12 protein-coding genes and 2 tRNA genes are annotated in these 16,026 nt (G+C 57.8%); 6 read left to right on the plus strand and 8 right to left on the minus strand.

The genetic code is table 11. The features are described from left to right. The first annotated feature begins 200 nt into the window (after positions 1–200). A tRNA-Ser gene (locus V4835_RS15205) sits at positions 201–288 on the plus strand. Positions 289–531: 243 nt separating this feature from the next. Here V4835_RS15205 and V4835_RS15210 read toward each other — a convergent pair. Then, positions 532–1,437: a LysR family transcriptional regulator gene (locus V4835_RS15210; protein ID WP_331412667.1), complete on the minus strand. Its 906-nt coding sequence runs from the start codon at positions 1,435–1,437 to the stop codon at positions 532–534. Positions 1,438–1,546: 109 nt separating this feature from the next. On the opposite strand from V4835_RS15210, the gene V4835_RS15215 reads away from it, so the two are divergent. The 3 genes from V4835_RS15215 to V4835_RS15225 all read left to right on the plus strand — a co-directional run bounded on the left by V4835_RS15215 (position 1,547) and on the right by V4835_RS15225 (position 3,340). After that, the gene (locus V4835_RS15215) at positions 1,547–2,407 is read left to right on the plus strand and encodes a pirin family protein (RefSeq protein WP_331412668.1); all 861 of its coding nucleotides are present in this window, start codon (positions 1,547–1,549) and stop codon (positions 2,405–2,407) included. Positions 2,408–2,427: 20 nt separating this feature from the next. Then, entirely contained in the window at positions 2,428–3,105 is a 678-nt protein-coding gene (locus V4835_RS15220; RefSeq protein ID WP_032638688.1) for an isochorismatase family protein, read from the plus strand. A 147-nt stretch (positions 3,106–3,252) separates the two neighbouring features. Beyond that, positions 3,253–3,340 (plus strand) — tRNA-Ser (locus tag V4835_RS15225). Positions 3,341–3,491: 151 nt separating this feature from the next. On the opposite strand, the gene phoH is transcribed toward V4835_RS15225, so the two are convergent. From phoH to efeU, 4 genes are all read right to left on the minus strand, one after another. After that, entirely contained in the window at positions 3,492–4,280 is a 789-nt protein-coding gene (gene phoH, locus V4835_RS15230) for a phosphate starvation-inducible protein PhoH (RefSeq protein ID WP_008503509.1), read from the minus strand. Positions 4,281–4,780: 500 nt separating this feature from the next. Beyond that, positions 4,781–6,064 carry an iron uptake transporter deferrochelatase/peroxidase subunit gene (efeB, locus tag V4835_RS15235; protein ID WP_331412669.1) on the minus strand — a complete coding sequence of 428 codons (1,284 nt, stop codon included), beginning with the start codon at positions 6,062–6,064 and terminating at the stop codon, positions 4,781–4,783. Positions 6,065–6,069: 5 nt separating this feature from the next. Beyond that, positions 6,070–7,197, minus strand: a complete 1,128-nt coding sequence (gene efeO, locus V4835_RS15240; RefSeq protein WP_063143920.1) for an iron uptake system protein EfeO — start codon at positions 7,195–7,197, stop codon at positions 6,070–6,072. Between the two features lie 40 nt (positions 7,198–7,237). Next, positions 7,238–8,071, minus strand: a complete 834-nt coding sequence (gene efeU / locus V4835_RS15245; protein WP_063143921.1) for an iron uptake transporter permease EfeU — start codon at positions 8,069–8,071, stop codon at positions 7,238–7,240. A gap of 251 nt (positions 8,072–8,322) precedes the next feature. Here efeU and V4835_RS15250 point away from each other — a divergent pair, with 251 nt between their 5' ends. Then, positions 8,323–9,507 (plus strand): NupC/NupG family nucleoside CNT transporter, encoded by a 1,185-nt coding sequence (locus V4835_RS15250; RefSeq protein ID WP_045354577.1) that lies wholly within the window; start codon positions 8,323–8,325, stop codon positions 9,505–9,507. Positions 9,508–9,579: 72 nt separating this feature from the next. Here V4835_RS15250 and V4835_RS15255 read toward each other — a convergent pair whose 3' ends face one another. The 3 genes from V4835_RS15255 to V4835_RS15265 form a co-directional block, all read right to left on the minus strand. Continuing rightward, positions 9,580–9,999, minus strand: a complete 420-nt coding sequence (locus V4835_RS15255) for a DUF3574 domain-containing protein (protein ID WP_032658073.1) — start codon at positions 9,997–9,999, stop codon at positions 9,580–9,582. A 113-nt stretch (positions 10,000–10,112) separates the two neighbouring features. Further along, complete coding sequence (putP, locus tag V4835_RS15260; protein ID WP_331412672.1) at positions 10,113–11,621, minus strand: sodium/proline symporter PutP; 1,509 nt, start codon at positions 11,619–11,621, stop codon at positions 10,113–10,115. Between the two features lie 54 nt (positions 11,622–11,675). Beyond that, a complete protein-coding gene (locus V4835_RS15265) occupies positions 11,676–11,915 on the minus strand; it encodes a hypothetical protein (protein ID WP_331412673.1) in 240 nt (79 codons plus the stop codon). A gap of 129 nt (positions 11,916–12,044) precedes the next feature. Between V4835_RS15265 and putA the strand changes: the two genes are divergently transcribed. Continuing rightward, complete coding sequence (putA, locus tag V4835_RS15270) at positions 12,045–16,007, plus strand: trifunctional transcriptional regulator/proline dehydrogenase/L-glutamate gamma-semialdehyde dehydrogenase (protein WP_331412675.1); 3,963 nt, start codon at positions 12,045–12,047, stop codon at positions 16,005–16,007. Positions 16,008–16,026: the final 19 nt, after the last annotated feature.

Genomic DNA, 16,026 nt, shown 5'->3' on the forward strand with positions numbered 1-16,026 from the left:
TTTCATTTTCAAGTGGATTGCCAGCATAACAAATTTATCAGGAAACCGCGTTGCTGATAAAAGAGGCGCTTTGTGCACATTTCGGAATCAGGTTGCTTGAAGTTTGTCTAAACGCGCTAAATTACTGAAAAAGTGAGTTGACGGCAGTTCGGCTTTTCCTTACATTAGCGCCCGTCCCGGCAACAACGGGATGACAATATGGTGAGGTGTCCGAGTGGCTGAAGGAGCACGCCTGGAAAGTGTGTATACGGCAACGTATCGGGGGTTCGAATCCCCCCCTCACCGCCATATTTGAGATGAGAGCTCGTACGAAAGTACGGGCTTTTTTCTTTTATATTCTCCGACAAGGGGGGGATGAGAACCCCCGACCGGGGTTCGACAACTGGCGACAGCCAGTTGGACAGACTGAGAGCGAAGCGAACAGGCTGCCCGCAGGGCGAGCGAAGCGAGTCAATCCCCCCCGTTGATATATGCAGCTCGGTGCGGCCTGAGCCCCTCACCCTGACCCTCTCCCCAGGGGAGAGGGAACTGTTATTCTTCCACCATCCGCGCATACTCTTCGGTAAGAAAATCCACCAGCGTCCTGACCGACGGCAGCATGCCGCGCCGCGAAGGATAAACCGCGTGAATCACTTCCCGACGGGGTTCCCACGCGTCCAGCACCCGTACCAGTTCCCCTGACGCAAGCTGATCCTTCACCATCAATATCGGCAACTGTACAACGCCTACGCCCGCCATCGCCGCTTCCCGCAGTGCCAGCATGTCGGTGGTAATAAAGCGCGGGGCGTAGTGGATCTCCGCTTTCGCTCCCGCAGGACCACTGAGTTCCCATTTATGCACCTGTTTACCGGCCCCCATACTTAAGCCAGGCCATTCACTGAGCTCAGAAGGCATTCGAGGTTTACCCATACGTTCAATCAAGTGCGGACTCGCCACCAGGCAATGCCCCCTGTCAGCCAGCACCCTTAAGACCAGATCGCTGTCATCAAACGGACGCGGGCGCACGCGGATCGCCACATCAATGCCTTCGCCAACAAGATCGACCCGACGATTGGTGGCCTCAAGCTGGAGATTAATCCCGGGATAGCGCGCCATAAACCGCGCCAGCATTGGTCCCACGTGGACGTGCAGTAACGTGACGGGACAGGTGATCCTGACGACGCCGCGCGGCTCAGCCTGCAGCGCAGCAACGGCCTCTTCTGCCGCTTCTGCTTCTATCAGCATTGCCTTACAGTGCTGATAGAAAGTCTGTCCCACTTCCGTCACCGTAAACTGCCGCGTAGTGCGCTGTATCAACCGCACGCCAAGCCGCTCCTCCAGCTGCGCGATCCTGCGGCTCAGTTTGGACTTGGGTTGGTCAAGCGCCCTTCCCGCCGCCGCAAACCCCCCGTAGTCCACCACCTTCACAAACCAGACGAAGTCATTGAGATCCTGCATAAATCCTCATCGTTCTATTTTAGGAACAGTGAATGCCATTTTCACTATCTACCGGGATATTAACTCTGAATATAAGCTAATTACATCAACAGAACATCAGGAGTTAATCATGAAAAACGTAACAGGCGTTTATACCGCCCCCCGCCAGCACTGGGTTGGCGATGGTTTCCCGGTCCGCTCGATGTTTTCTTACCAAACCCACGGCGAGCCGCTGAGTCCGTTCCTGCTGCTGGACTACGCGGGCCCGTACACCTTTCCGGCAGATGGGGCGAAACGCGGCGTAGGCCAGCACCCTCACCGGGGTTTTGAAACGGTCACCATCGTCTATTCCGGTGAAGTAGAGCATCGCGACTCCACGGGCAAAGGCGGCGTTATTGGCCCCGGCGACGTGCAGTGGATGACGGCAGGCGCAGGCATTTTGCACGAGGAGTTCCACTCCAGCGCGTTCTCGCAGAAAGGCGGAGAACTGAAAATGATGCAGCTTTGGGTCAACCTTCCGGCGAAAGACAAGATGGCGGCACCGGGCTACCAGAGCATTACGAAGGACGCGATCCCGGTCGTGACGCTACCGGATAACAGTGGTTCGCTGCGCGTCATTGCCGGTCGCTACGACACGGTAACCGGCCCGGCGCACACCTTCTCACCGCTCAACGTCTGGGACATCGCGCTGAACCAGGGAAGCCATCTGACGCTCAATCAGCCCGAAGGCTGGAGCACCGCGCTGGTCGTGCTTGAAGGCAGCATCACGGTGAACGGCACAACGCAGGCAGGTGAAGCCCAGCTGATCGTATTGAGTCAGGAAGGCGACAAACTGCACCTGGAGGCAAACAGCGATGCCAAAGTGCTGCTGATGGCCGGAGCGCCGCTGAATGAACCTATCGTGGGCTATGGCCCGTTTGTGATGAACAGTAAAAGCGAAATCAACGAAGCCATTCGTGATTTCAACTCCGGCCGCTTCGGCCAGATCTGAAGGTAATAAAGGAGAAGAACATGTCTACACCTGCGAATTTTAACGGCACTCGTCCGGTTATTGATGTGAACGATGCGGTGATGTTGCTTATCGATCACCAGAGCGGCCTGTTCCAGACCGTTGGAGATATGCCAATGCCGGAACTGCGCGCCCGTGCGGCTGCGCTGGCAAAAATCGCGACCCTGGCGAAGATCCCGGTTATCACCACCGCGTCCGTCCCACAGGGACCGAACGGACCGCTTATCCCGGAGATCCACGCTAACGCGCCGCATGCGCAATATGTTGCCCGTAAAGGTGAGATCAACGCCTGGGATAACCCGGAGTTCGTGGCCGCGGTGAAAGCGACCGGACGCAAGACGTTGATTATCGCGGGCACGATTACCAGCGTTTGCATGGCCTTCCCGTCAATCAGCGCAGTGGCGGACGGGTATAAAGTGTTTGCGGTGATTGATGCCTCCGGCACCTACAGCAAGATGGCGCAGGAGATCACCCTGGCGCGGGTTGTGCAGGCCGGTGTGGTGCCAATGGATACGGCGGCGGTGGCCTCTGAGATCCAGCGAACCTGGAACCGTGAGGACGCGGCTGAGTGGGCTGAGGTGTACACCCACATCTTCCCGGCTTACCAGCTGCTGATCGAAAGCTACGGCAAAGCACAGGAAGTGGTTAAAAACAGCGAAGTGCTCGATTCACAGCGCTAATCCCCTGCTCCACGGCGTAAAAACCGTGGAGCTGATTAATGCTTAACCGAACAGGCACTAAAGCTGAAAATCTGCTTGACCGTATTAGCGCAACTCCCTATAGTAGCGCCCCGTTGCCCCCCAAGCGGTCAGGCAGCAAAACAATATGGTGAGGTGTCCGAGTGGCTGAAGGAGCACGCCTGGAAAGTGTGTATACGGCAACGTATCGGGGGTTCGAATCCCCCCCTCACCGCCATATTTGAAGAAGAGCTCGCATGAAAATGCGGGCTTTTTTTTTGCATTGCCTGATACGGGTATTGTAGGTCGGGTAAGCGCAGCGCCACCCGACAAAAAGCCCGCACAAAAAACAAAGCCCGGTTTCCCGGGCCTTGAACACAATAGCAAACTCAATAATACGCTTGCAGCGTGCGCTGACAGAGCGCCGAGCGCACGCAGTCATCTTTGGTGAAGCGTACCACCCCAATCATCTCATCTTCCTCAAAACGTGACATGGCGTCGCTCAACCCGGATTTCACGCCGGATGGCAGGTCACACTGGGTAATATCGCCGTTAACGATAACCGTCACGTTCTCCCCGAGGCGCGTTAAAAACATCTTCATTTGCGCAGCGGTCACGTTCTGAGCCTCGTCAAGAATGACGACCGCATTTTCAAATGTACGTCCGCGCATATAGGCGAACGGCGCGATTTCCACCTTGCCAATCTCTGGTCGCAGGCAGTACTGCATAAAGGATGCACCCAGCCGCTTCACCAGCACGTCATAGACGGGCCTGAAGTACGGGGCAAACTTCTCCGAAATATCTCCGGGCAAGAAGCCGAGATCTTCATCAGCCTGCAGTACCGGACGGGTAACAATAATTCTCTCCACGTCCTTATGGATCAATGCTTCCGCCGCTTTGGCTGCACTAATCCAGGTTTTCCCGCATCCGGCTTCACCGGTTGCAAAGATGAGCTGTTTACTCTCGATAGCATTCAGGTAGTGCGCCTGAGCCTCATTGCGCGCCACAATTGGAGAATTATCACGGCTGTCTCGGGCCATGCCAATTGCTTCTACGCCACTCATCTGCACAAGCGAGGTGACCGATTCTTCTTCACGCTGTTTATGGCTACGTGAATCCCGTCTCAGCACACGTTTTGCTTCGCGACGAGCTTTGATCACTGCTTTTTGTCTTCCCATGGATAGCACCTTGAGTTGTTGGTATTCATCACACGCGCCAGCTTCGGCACGATTATGCGCACGAACATCAGAGGGTTGGCTTCCTTGTAAGCCATTGCTTGCTTTATCGGATGACGATACGGAACAGCTACGCGCACCGTTCTGCACGTCGGTCGAATCAGATTCTGGAGGAAGGGGGGAGAATTTAGTGGTGAGGAAATCGCTGCCGGAGTCTGAGCCTCCGCGCCGGGTGCTGCGGTTGTTATGTTTACCTTGTCCAGTACAGGACGCAACCATTCGCGATCTCCATAGTGATTCAGCATCACTGCCGGGAACTACCGCTGTCTTATCTTAAGTACATCAGGAGTTATCATAAATGCAACATTTATTTTACCTGAATGCAACTTTTAAGACTGTCCCTACAGGTGGAATCAGTCTCATATAGAAATATTACAGAAATATAACAGGAGGATAGTCATATGAAAAAATAATGTCCCCGCGAACTGTCGCAGGGACGATTATCAGGCCTCGATAAGACCTTGAGCGAGGTACGCGTTGCTGTCGCGCACGCCCGGCAGGGCAAAGAAATAGCCGCCGCCGATGGGCTTAATGTACTCTTCCAGCGCTTCGCCGTTGAGCCGCTTCTGTACGGTCAGGAAGCCTTTTTCCAGATCGTGCTGATAGCAGACGAACAGCAGCCCCATATCGAGCTGGCCGGAGTTGGTCACGCCCAGCGAATAGCTGTAGCCCCGACGCATCATCAGGCTGGACTGCGTCTCTTTGGTGCGCGGATTGGCCAGACGAATGTGGCTGTCCAGCGCGATGGTATCGCCATTGGGATCGCTGGCGTAGTCAGGCACGTCGTGCTCGTTCTTCATGCCGAGCGGTGCCCCGCTTTGCTTATCCCGACCAAAGATCGTCTGCTGCTCTTTCAGCGGCGTGCGGTCCCAGAACTCCACGTGGAACTGAATAATGCGCACCGCCTGATAGCTGCCGCCCACCGCCCACGCCGGTTCGCCCTGATCTGCCGTCACCCATACCACGTCTTTCATCAACGCCGCATCGCTGCTGTCCGGGTTGGCCGTACCGTCCTTAAAGCCCAGCAGGTTAACCGGGGTCTCTTTGCCTTTGCTTCGGGCGGCGTGGTCAGAGATAAACCCTTCCCGCTTCCAGCGCACGCTCAGCAGATCCGGCGTGTGCTTGATAATATCGCGCAGGGCGTGGATCACCGTGTCCTGGGTATTGGCACAAATTTGCAGAAGCAGGTCGCCATGGCACAGCGCCGCGTCGAGGGAGTCATTCGGGAAGCGCGTCATTTTCTGCAGCGCTTTCGGCTTCTGTTTTGCCAGCCCGTAGCGCGCGTCAAACAACGACTCACCGAGCGAAACGGTAATGGTCAGGTTATCCGGGGCGATAAACGGCCCCAGAATGCCGGAGTCCATCGGCGGCAGCCGCGGGTTCGGCGTATCGGGCGCCGGTCCGCCCGCGGTAAGAAACGCGATGCGCGTCGTCAGCAGGCGGAACAGACGCGCCAGATCGGCTTTATCGCTGGCCAGCGAATCAAAGGCCACCAGCATCATAGACGCCTGCTGCGGCGTCAGGATGCCCGACTGATGCTCGCCATAAAACGGCTGCGTCTCCATACGGGCATTGGGTGACAGCGTGCCGGGCGCGCTTTGCGGTTTCGCCGCATGCGCTACCGGACAACCACCGGCCAGCGCAAGGGCGCCCCCCAGCGCCCCTACCCCTTTTAACAATCGACGACGTGAAGGCTCAACCACGTCGTTCTCGCTATGCTTATTCATCGTGCTTAGTCCAGACCCAGTACGCCACGCAGCAGAGAAAGGTCTTCCGCCAGGGCGGTAATCGGGCCTTTCAGCGCGTTACGGTCGGCATCGGTCAGCTTGTCGTAGGTTTCAAACCCGTCTTTGGTACGGTATTTCGCCAGAATAGCGTCGACTTTTTTGAAGTTGGCATCCACTTTGGCCAGCAGTTCGCCGTTCTCTTTCTGCAGCTGTGGACGCAGCAGGTTAACAATTTTCTGCGCGCCGTCGACGTTGGCCTGGAAGTCCCACAGGTCGGTATGGCTGTAGCGATCCTCTTCGCCGCTGATTTTGCTGGCGGCCACTTCTTCAATCAGACCGGCCGCGCCGCCCACCACTTTTGACGGCGGGAAGGCCAGCTCGCTGATGCGCTTTTGCAGCTCCAGCACGTCGCCGTTCAGCTGCTCGGCGTATTTCTCCATCCCTTTGGTGGAGTTGTCGCCAAACAGGGCTTTCTCCAGACGGTGGAAACCGGTGAATTTCGGATCGGCGGCCTTCTGCTCGAAATCATCTTCTCGGGCATCAATGCTGCCATCAAGGTCAGAGAACAGCTCGGCAATCGGCTCGATACGCTCGTAGTGCTGACGGGTTGGCGCATAGAGGGATTTCGCTTTTTCGATGTCACCGGCTTTCACCGCATCGGTAAAGGCTTTGGTTGCCGTCGCCAGGTCCGCCGTCTCTTTCGTGACGTAGGCTTTATACGCGGTAATCGCGTCCCCCAGGCTCAGCACCGCTGCGCCTTTCGCCGCATCGGCCGTCGCTTCACCTTTGACGATAAGTTTCCCTTTCGGGTTGGTCAGCAGGCCGCAGGTCATCTCATACTCGCCCGGCTGCAGGTTGGCGGTCATCTTCTGGCTGAACCCAGGGGCGATATTTTCACGCTCCTCCACCACCAGAACCCCTTTCAGGATCTCCCATTCCAGCGCCTTCTGGCTGTGGTTCTGAATAATGAACTGGGTTTTACCGCTGTTCACCGTGAGGGTCATCGGCTCGCACTGCTTATCGTTGACGGTGACTTTAACCTGAGGAACATCCGCGCCCCAGGCGGAGAATGCAGAAGCGAACAGCGCGGCAATGCCTGCGCATAACGCACTACGACGGAACTGAATTGCCATGACTCTTCCCTTTAAAAGTATGTTGTAACTAAAACAAAAATTATGGCGTAACGCGCGACGCCTGCGAGCCGGTACGCGGCGGCATAGCGAACAGCACCAGCGCCGGAACCAGATAAATAAAGTACATCGCCACTTCGCTGACGCTCGGCGTTTCCTGATAGCCGAAGATACCTTCGAGCAGGGTGCCGGTCAGAGAATGGGTGGAGAGCACGTTGCTGAGGTCGAACGCGACGTCCTGGAAATGGTTCCACAGGCCCGCCTCGTGGAAGGCGCGTATCGCCCCTGCCGCCAGCCCTGCCGCCACCAGCAGAATAAACAGGCTGGTCCACTTGAAGAAGGCGCCCAGGTTCAGGCGAATACCGCCCCAGTAAAGCAGAAAGCCCAGCACGACGGCGGTTGCCAGCCCGAGCATCGCGCCAACCGGCGGCCAGATGCCGACATCCTGCTGAAACGCCGCCAGCAGGAAGAAAACAGACTCCAGGCCTTCACGCGCGACGGCGAAAAAGACCATCATAATGAGCGCCCAGCCGTGGTTATTGCCCTTTTGCAGCGCGTTATCCACCGCCTGCTCCAGCTGCACCTTCACGTTGCGCGAGACTTTACGCATCCAGAACACCATCCAGGTAAGGATCGCTACCGCAATCACGGCAACGATCCCTTCGAACAGCTCCTGCTCTTTCTGCGGGAACTCCCCGGTGGTTTCGTTGATGAGGATACCGAGGCCCAGACAGAGCGCCGCGGCAAGGAATACCCCGACCCACATGACGCCAATCCAGCGCCCGCGCTGGGTTCGCTTCAGATAGCTGGCGATGAGGCTCACGATGAGGGCAGCTTCGAGCCCTTCACGTAACATAATGAGAAATGGAACAAACATGCCGACACCTTAAATGTTTATCGCGGTCAACTGATGCAAAGAAAGGTAAATTCTTGTGATAGTGATTATCATTACGGCGAAAAGAAACACAAGCGAAATGTGCGGTGTTTTGATGACGAGTTGTAAACGCAAAGCCTGTTAATAGTTGCCGACGTTACCGTTAAGTTTATAACTTATAATAAAATTGCCCATTTACGGTTAACCAGCACTGTGGCTAAATATCCTCCTCAAAAACCAACTGAAAATAAACCATGTTTAAGATTGTCCATTTCCTGCTGGCGCTGGTGATAATTCTCGCGCTTGCCTGGCTGGTGAGTTTCGACCGCCGAAAAATTCGCATTCGTTATGTTTTACAGCTTATTGTCATTGAAATTGCCCTGGCGTTCTTTTTCCTGCACGCCGAAAGCGGGTTATTCCTGATTAAATACGTCTCGGGATTTTTTGAATCACTGCTTAAATTTGCCGGTGAAGGCACCAATTTCGTCTTTGGCGGAATGGGGGAAAAAGGGCTGGCGTTCATTTTCCTCGGCGTGCTTTGCCCAATTATTTTTATTTCCGCGCTGATTGGTATTCTTCAGCACTGGCGGATCCTGCCGATTTTTATTCGGGTAATCGGTACGCTGCTGTCAAAACTGAACGGTATGGGCAAGCTGGAATCCTTTAACGCGGTGAGTTCCCTGATCCTCGGCCAGTCGGAAAACTTCATTGCCTACAAGGGCGTGCTGGGCGATCTCTCCTCTCGTCGTCTCTTCACCATGGCGGCCACGGCCATGTCGACGGTCTCCCTGTCGATTGTCGGCGCGTATATGACCATGCTCGACGCCAAATTTGTCGTCGCGGCGCTGATTCTGAACATGTTCAGCACCTTTATTATTCTCTCGGTCATCAACCCGGCGCGCCCGGAAGCGGAGCCGGATATCAAGCTGGAAAAACTGCACGAATCGCAGAGCTTCTTCGAGATGCTCGGCGAGTATATTCTGGCCGGTTTTAAAGTGGCGATGATTATTCTGGCGATGCTGATTGGCTTTATCGCCCTTATTAGCGCCGTTAACGCCCTCTTCTCCAGCGTATTTGGCATGAGCTTCCAGCAGATTTTGGGCTACGTGTTTTATCCGCTGGCATGGCTTATCGGTATTCCGCTGAGTGACGCCCTGAACGCGGGCAGCATTATGGCGACCAAGCTGGTGGCGAATGAATTTGTGGCGATGATTGAGCTGCAAAAAATCGCGCATCAGATGTCCCCGCGCGGACTGGGCATTTTGTCCGTCTTCCTGGTGTCGTTCGCGAACTTCGCCTCCATCGGCATTGTGGCGGGGGCGATTAAGGGCCTGAACGAGCAGCAGGGGAACGTGGTATCGCGCTTCGGCCTGCGTCTGGTGTACGGCGCGACGCTGGTGAGCCTGCTGTCGGCGAGCTTTGCGGGGTTGGTGCTGTAAGTGTTTTTGCCGGGTGGCGCGCAGCGATCCCGGCCTACAAAACAACAACGGCGGGTTATCCCGCCGTTTTTATTAAAACTGCACGCACACCGGCTGGTCGACGCGCATCACCGACTCCTGCGCGAAGCGTGATTTATAAATCCCGCGTAACGCTTCGATGTTCTTCTCGCTCTGCGCATCTTTACCGTGGATCAGCATCAGCGCTTTGCTCGGCTCACGCGCCACTTTTCCGTCGTTCCCCAGCCACTGCCCGCGCGCGTCAAACACCGTTAAGCCATCGCGAAAGCGCGGCGTCACGTCCTGGTCAACAAACTGCTGCCACTCGTTGCCGGTAATCTGCGCCCCAGCCGGACGATTCAGTCCGAAATAGAGCGTGGTTTGCTGCATCTGGTTATCCGCTTTGCAGGTCTCTACCGCTGCGTGTTGCGATGGCGCATTGCACCCAGCCAGCATCAATAATGCCGCCGCCATTAACCCTGTTTTGATTGTCATGCTTCGCTATCCTCATTGTTATAAGCACAGCGATATCAACGTAAATTGCAGAATTTAGCAAGAGAGGTTTATTCCCTCTCCCCTTTGGGGAGAGGGTTAGGGTGAGGGGAAAATTATTCCGGCTGCAGCTTAGACGGCGGCGCGGAGTGGTAGTGCGCGTCGGCTTCAGCAAAGCGTTTCTGCATGGAGGCAGACGGTGCTTTACCCAGCAGGCTGAACACCACGATGCCGATGCTGCCGAAGAGGAAGCCTGGGATGATTTCGTACAGGCCCAGCCACGCGAACTGTTTCCAGACGATAACGGTCAGCGCACCGATGATCATCCCCGCCAGCGCGCCGTTACGGGTCATACGTGACCACATGACGGAGAACAGCACGACCGGACCAAACGCCGCACCAAAGCCCGCCCACGCGTAGCTCACCAGGCCCAGCACGCGGTTTTCCGGGTTGGCCGCCAGCGCGATGGCAATCAGCGCCACCACCAGCACCATAAAGCGCCCTACCCACACCAGCTCTTTCTGGCTCGCGTTTTTACGCAGGAAGGCTTTGTAGAGGTCTTCGGTGATCGCACTGGAGCAGACCAGCAGCTGGCAGCTCAGGGTGGACATCACCGCCGCCAGGATCGCGGAGAGCAGAATACCGGCAATCCACGGGTTAAACAGAATTTGCGCCAGCTCGATGAACACGCGTTCGGCGTTCTGGTTCACCGCGCCCGCCTGCGCCGGGTTGTTGTTGAAGTACGCGATACCGAAGAAGCCGACCGCACACGCGCCCGCCAGGCACAGGGTCATCCACGTCATGCTGATGCGACGGGCATGAACGATGGTGTGGTGAGAATCCGCTGCCATAAAGCGCGCCAGGATATGCGGCTGACCGAAGTAGCCCAGGCCCCAGCCCATCAGCGACACGATGGCAACGAAGTTCAGCCCTTTCAGCATGTCGACGTTTTCAATGCTCTTCTGCTTGATCACTTCCAGCGAATCGGCAAAGCCGCCAACGGTGAAAATCACAATCACCGGGGTCAGGATCAGGGCGAAGATCATCAGGCTCGCCTGCACGGTGTCGGTCCAGCTCACGGCCAGGAAGCCGCCCACGAAGGTATAGAGGATGGTCGCCGCAGCACCGGCCCACAGGGCGGTTTCGTAGCTCATGCCGAAGGTGCTTTCGAACAGACGCGCGCCGGCAACAATGCCGGAAGCACAGTAGATGGTAAAGAACAGCAGGATAACCACCGCGGAGATAATGCGCAGGATGCGGCTGTTATCTTCAAAGCGTCCGGTGAAGTAGTCCGGCAGCGTCAGGGCGTTGTTGTTGGCCTCGGTATGCACGCGCAGACGGCCTGCCACCAGCTTCCAGTTGATCCACGCGCCGACGGTCAGGCCGATGGCGATCCAGCTTTCAGAGATACCGGAGATGAAAATCGCGCCAGGCAGCCCCATCAGCAGCCAGCCGCTCATGTCGGATGCGCCCGCAGAGAGTGCGGTCACCATCGGGCCTAAACTGCGTCCGCCCAGAATGTAGTCGTCAAAGTTCTTCGTTGACCGCCACGCCAAAAACCCTATCAGGATCATGCCAAAAATATAAACGAGAAATGTCACCAGCATCGGTGTGCTAATAGCCATTCAAATTCTCCAAAAGTGTCGAGCGACAGCCGTCCGGGCTGCCTTGTTATATGATCACCGGAACGAGGTGAATGTATCTTGTGTTTCGGTTGGGCGCGCTATCCTGCCGTATGCGCCTTCCGCTGACAAACGATTTAACACTGCATTTACATCAATTTCATCCCCGGTTTGATACAAGTTTTCTGTAGGTTGCACTCGCTCACGCTTTTGCGGGTTGCACCTTTGAAAAGTGTTAACTCCCGCATAAAAACAGGCTTCACGTAAAGCCGCCAGCACGATTTTCCAGCTAACCATTCGTTAACAATCCATTCATTTTCCGGGTTGCAAACCAGGTCACATTTAACACGGTTGCACAAAGTTGCAACATGGTGGATATTTCACGCTATCAACAGAATGCTATTACAGAACAACAGGAGCTTTGGCATGGGTATGACCACCATGGGGGTTAAGCTGGATGACGCCACCCGCGAACGGATTAAGACCGCAGCAACCCGCATTGACCGCACGCCGCACTGGTTAATTAAGCAGGCGATTTTTAACTATCTCGAAAGACTCGAGAGCGATGAGGGCCTGCCAGAGCTGCCTGCCCTGCTGGCCGGTGCAGCAAACGAAAGCGAGGAAGCGCCCGCCGCTGGCGACGAGAACCATCAGCCGTTCCTTGAATTTGCCGAGCAGATCCTGCCGCAGTCCGTCAGCCGTGCCGCCATTACCGGCGCCTACCGCCGTGCCGAAACCGACGCCGTGCCGATGCTGCTGGAGCAGGCTCGCCTGCCGGAAGCCATTGCCGCACAGGCGCACAGCCTGGCGTATCAGTTAGCCGACAAGCTGCGCAACCAGAAAACCGCCTCCGGCCGCGCCGGGATGGTTCAGGGTCTGCTGCAGGAGTTTTCCCTCTCGTCTCAGGAAGGCGTGGCGCTGATGTGCCTGGCGGAAGCGCTGCTGCGTATTCCGGATAAAGCCACCCGCGACGCGCTGATCCGCGACAAGATCAGCAACGGCAACTGGCATTCACACATTGGCCGCAGCCCGTCGCTGTTCGTCAACGCGGCCACCTGGGGCCTGCTGTTTACCGGCAAACTGGTCTCGACCCATAACGAAGCCAACCTCTCCCGCTCCCTGAACCGCATCATCGGTAAGAGCGGCGAGCCGCTGATCCGCAAGGGCGTGGACATGGCGATGCGCCTGATGGGCGAGCAGTTCGTCACCGGGGAAACCATTGCCGAAGCGCTGGCGAACGCCCGCAAGCTGGAAGATAAAGGTTTCCGCTACTCGTACGACATGCTGGGCGAAGCGGCCCTGACCGCCGCCGACGCGCAGGCCTACATGGTCTCTTACCAGCAGGCGATCCACGCCATCGGTAAAGCGTCCAACGGTCGCGGGATTTATGAAGGCCCGGGCATCTCCATTAAGCTCTCCGCCCTGCACCCGCGCTACAGCCGCGCGCAGTATGACCGGGTAATGGAAGAGCTCTACCCGCGCCTGAAGTCCCTGACCCTGCTGGCGCGCCAGTATGACATCGGCATTAATATCGACGCCGAAGAGGCCGACCGTCTGGAGATCTCCCTCGATCTGCTGGAAAAACTGTGCTTCGAGCCGGAGCTGGCAGGCTGGAACGGCATCGGTTTCGTTATCCAGGCCTACCAGAAGCGCTGCCCGTTCGTCATTGATTATCTGATTGACCTGGCAAGCCGCAGCCGTCGTCGCCTGATGATCCGTCTGGTGAAGGGCGCCTACTGGGACAGCGAAATCAAACGCGCCCAGATGGACGGGCTGGAAGGCTATCCGGTGTATACCCGCAAGGTTTACACCGACGTCTCTTACCTCGCCTGTGCGAAAAAGCTGCTCGGCGTGCCGAACCTGATCTATCCGCAGTTCGCTACCCACAACGCCCACACCCTGGCGGCGATCTACAGCCTGGCCGGGCAGAACTACTACCCGGGCCAGTACGAGTTCCAGTGCCTGCACGGCATGGGTGAACCGCTGTACGAACAGGTGACCGGTAAAGTGGCGGACGGCAAGCTGAACCGCCCGTGCCGTATCTATGCCCCGGTAGGCACCCACGAAACCCTGCTGGCGTACCTGGTGCGTCGTCTGCTGGAAAACGGCGCGAACACCTCCTTCGTTAACCGCATCGCCGACACCACCCTGCCGCTCGACGAGCTGGTGGCCGACCCGGTGCAGGCCGTTGAGAAGATGGCGGCGCAGGAAGGCCAGATTGGCCTGCCGCATCCGAAGATTGCCCTGCCGCGCGAGCTGTACGGCAAAGGCCGCGTCAACTCGGCGGGTCTGGATCTCGCCAACGAACACCGTCTGGCATCGCTCTCCTCTGCCCTGCTCAACAGCGCATTGCAGAAGTGGCAGGCCAAACCGATTCTGGAGCAGTCCGTCGAGGACGGCGACATGCAGCCGGTCATTAACCCGGCAGAGCCAAAAGATATCGTCGGCTACGCGCGTGAAGCCACCGAAGCGGAAGTGGATCGGGCGCTGGACAGCGCGGTAAACAACGCGCCAATCTGGTTCGCCACGCCGCCGCAGGAGCGCGCCGCGATTCTGGAACGCGCCGCGGTGCTGATGGAAGATCAGATGCAGTCGCTCATCGGCATTCTGGTGCGCGAAGCGGGTAAAACCTTCAGCAACGCCATTGCCGAAGTGCGCGAGGCCGTCGACTTCCTGCACTACTACGCCGGTCAGGTGCGCGATGATTTCGATAACGAAACCCACCGTCCGCTGGGTCCGGTCGTCTGTATCAGCCCGTGGAACTTCCCGCTGGCGATCTTCACCGGCCAGATTGCCGCCGCCCTTGCCGCAGGCAACAGCGTGCTGGCAAAACCGGCCGAGCAGACCCCGCTGATTGCCGCGCAGGGCATCAACATTCTTCTGGAAGCCGGCGTGCCGGCGGGCGTGGTTCAGCTGTTGCCGGGCCGCGGTGAAACCGTCGGCGCCAAACTGACCTCCGACAACCGCGTGCGCGGCGTGATGTTTACCGGCTCAACCGAAGTGGCGTCTCTGCTGCAGCGCAACATTGCCACCCGTCTGGATGCGCAGGGTCGTCCTACGCCGCTCATCGCGGAAACCGGCGGGATGAACGCCATGATCGTTGACTCCTCTGCCCTTACCGAGCAGGTGGTGGTCGACGTGCTGGCCTCCGCGTTCGACAGCGCCGGTCAGCGCTGCTCCGCCCTGCGCGTGCTGTGCCTGCAGGACGACGTGGCGGACCACACGCTGAAGATGCTGCGCGGCGCGATGGCCGAATGCCGCATGGGCAACCCGGGCCGTCTCACCACCGACATCGGGCCGGTGATCGACGCGGAAGCCAAAGCCAACATCGAAAACCACATTCAGACCATGCGCGCGAAAGGCCGTCCGGTATTCCAGGCGGTGCGCGAGAACAGCGAAGATACCCGCGAATGGCGGACCGGCACCTTTGTGCCGCCAACGCTGATTGAGCTGGCAAGCTTCGACGAGCTGAAAAAAGAGGTCTTCGGCCCGGTGCTCCACGTGGTGCGCTACAACCGTAACAACCTGAACGAGCTGGTTGAGCAGATCAACGCCTCCGGCTATGGCCTGACGCTCGGCGTGCATACCCGTATCGACGAGACTATCGCGCAGGTGACCGGCAGCGCCAAGGTGGGCAACCTGTACGTCAACCGCAACATGGTCGGCGCAGTCGTGGGCGTACAGCCGTTTGGCGGCGAAGGTCTCTCCGGCACCGGTCCGAAAGCGGGCGGTCCGCTTTACCTGTACCGTCTGCTGGCGAACCGTCCGGAGAACGCCCTGGGCGTCACCCTGGCGCGCCAGGATGCGGACTATCCGGTGGATGCACAGCTGAAAGCCGTACTGACGCAGCCGCTGGAGGCGCTGATCGCCTGGGCGGAAAAACGTCCTGAGCTGCGTGCCGTTGCCCGGCAGTACGGCGAGCTGGCCCAGGCGGGCACGCAGCGTCTGCTGCCGGGGCCAACCGGCGAGCGCAACACCTGGACGCTGATGCCGCGCGAGCGCGTGCTGTGCGTGGCCGATAACGAGCAGGACGCGCTGGTGCAGCTGGCCGCCGCGATGGCAACCGGGTGTGAAGTGCTGTGGCCGGAAGATGCGCTGCATCGCGATCTCGCCAAACAGCTGCCGAAAGCGGTCTCGGCCCGCATTCGCTTTGCGAAGGCCGATGCGCTGCTGACGCAGCCGTTTGATGCGGTGATTTACCACGGTGATTCCGACCAGCTGCGCGAACTGTGCGAGCAGGTGGCGGCCCGCAGCGGGGCGATTGTTTCGGTACAGGGCTTCGCCCGCGGTGAAACCAACCTGCTGCTGGAGCGTCTGTACGTAGAGCACTCGCTCAGCGTCAACACGGCGGCGGCAGGCGGTAACGCCAGCCTGATGACCATCGGTTAATCGTGTAAACTTTCCCCGG

Source organism: Enterobacter cloacae complex sp. CARB60, assembly GCF_036487345.1.
Lineage (GTDB): Bacteria > Pseudomonadota > Gammaproteobacteria > Enterobacterales > Enterobacteriaceae > Enterobacter > Enterobacter asburiae_D.

Bases quoted from the DNA above. Each gene is read 5' to 3' on its own strand.
- V4835_RS15265 (WP_331412673.1), bottom strand. From the start codon at position 11,915: ATGGTTAGCTGGAAAATCGTGCTGGCGGCTTTACGTGAAGCCTGTTTT.
- V4835_RS15220 (WP_032638688.1), top strand. From the start codon at position 2,428: ATGTCTACACCTGCGAATTTTAACGGCACTCGTCCGGTTATTGATGTG.
- putP (WP_331412672.1), bottom strand. From the start codon at position 11,621: ATGGCTATTAGCACACCGATGCTGGTGACATTTCTCGTTTATATTTTT.
- putA (WP_331412675.1), top strand. From the start codon at position 12,045: ATGGGTATGACCACCATGGGGGTTAAGCTGGATGACGCCACCCGCGAA.
- efeO (WP_063143920.1), bottom strand. From the start codon at position 7,197: ATGGCAATTCAGTTCCGTCGTAGTGCGTTATGCGCAGGCATTGCCGCG.
- efeU (WP_063143921.1), bottom strand. From the start codon at position 8,071: ATGTTTGTTCCATTTCTCATTATGTTACGTGAAGGGCTCGAAGCTGCC.
- V4835_RS15255 (WP_032658073.1), bottom strand. From the start codon at position 9,999: ATGACAATCAAAACAGGGTTAATGGCGGCGGCATTATTGATGCTGGCT.
- V4835_RS15215 (WP_331412668.1), top strand. From the start codon at position 1,547: ATGAAAAACGTAACAGGCGTTTATACCGCCCCCCGCCAGCACTGGGTT.
- efeB (WP_331412669.1), bottom strand. From the start codon at position 6,064: ATGAATAAGCATAGCGAGAACGACGTGGTTGAGCCTTCACGTCGTCGA.
- V4835_RS15250 (WP_045354577.1), top strand. From the start codon at position 8,323: ATGTTTAAGATTGTCCATTTCCTGCTGGCGCTGGTGATAATTCTCGCG.
- phoH (WP_008503509.1), bottom strand. From the start codon at position 4,280: ATGGGAAGACAAAAAGCAGTGATCAAAGCTCGTCGCGAAGCAAAACGT.
- V4835_RS15210 (WP_331412667.1), bottom strand. From the start codon at position 1,437: ATGCAGGATCTCAATGACTTCGTCTGGTTTGTGAAGGTGGTGGACTAC.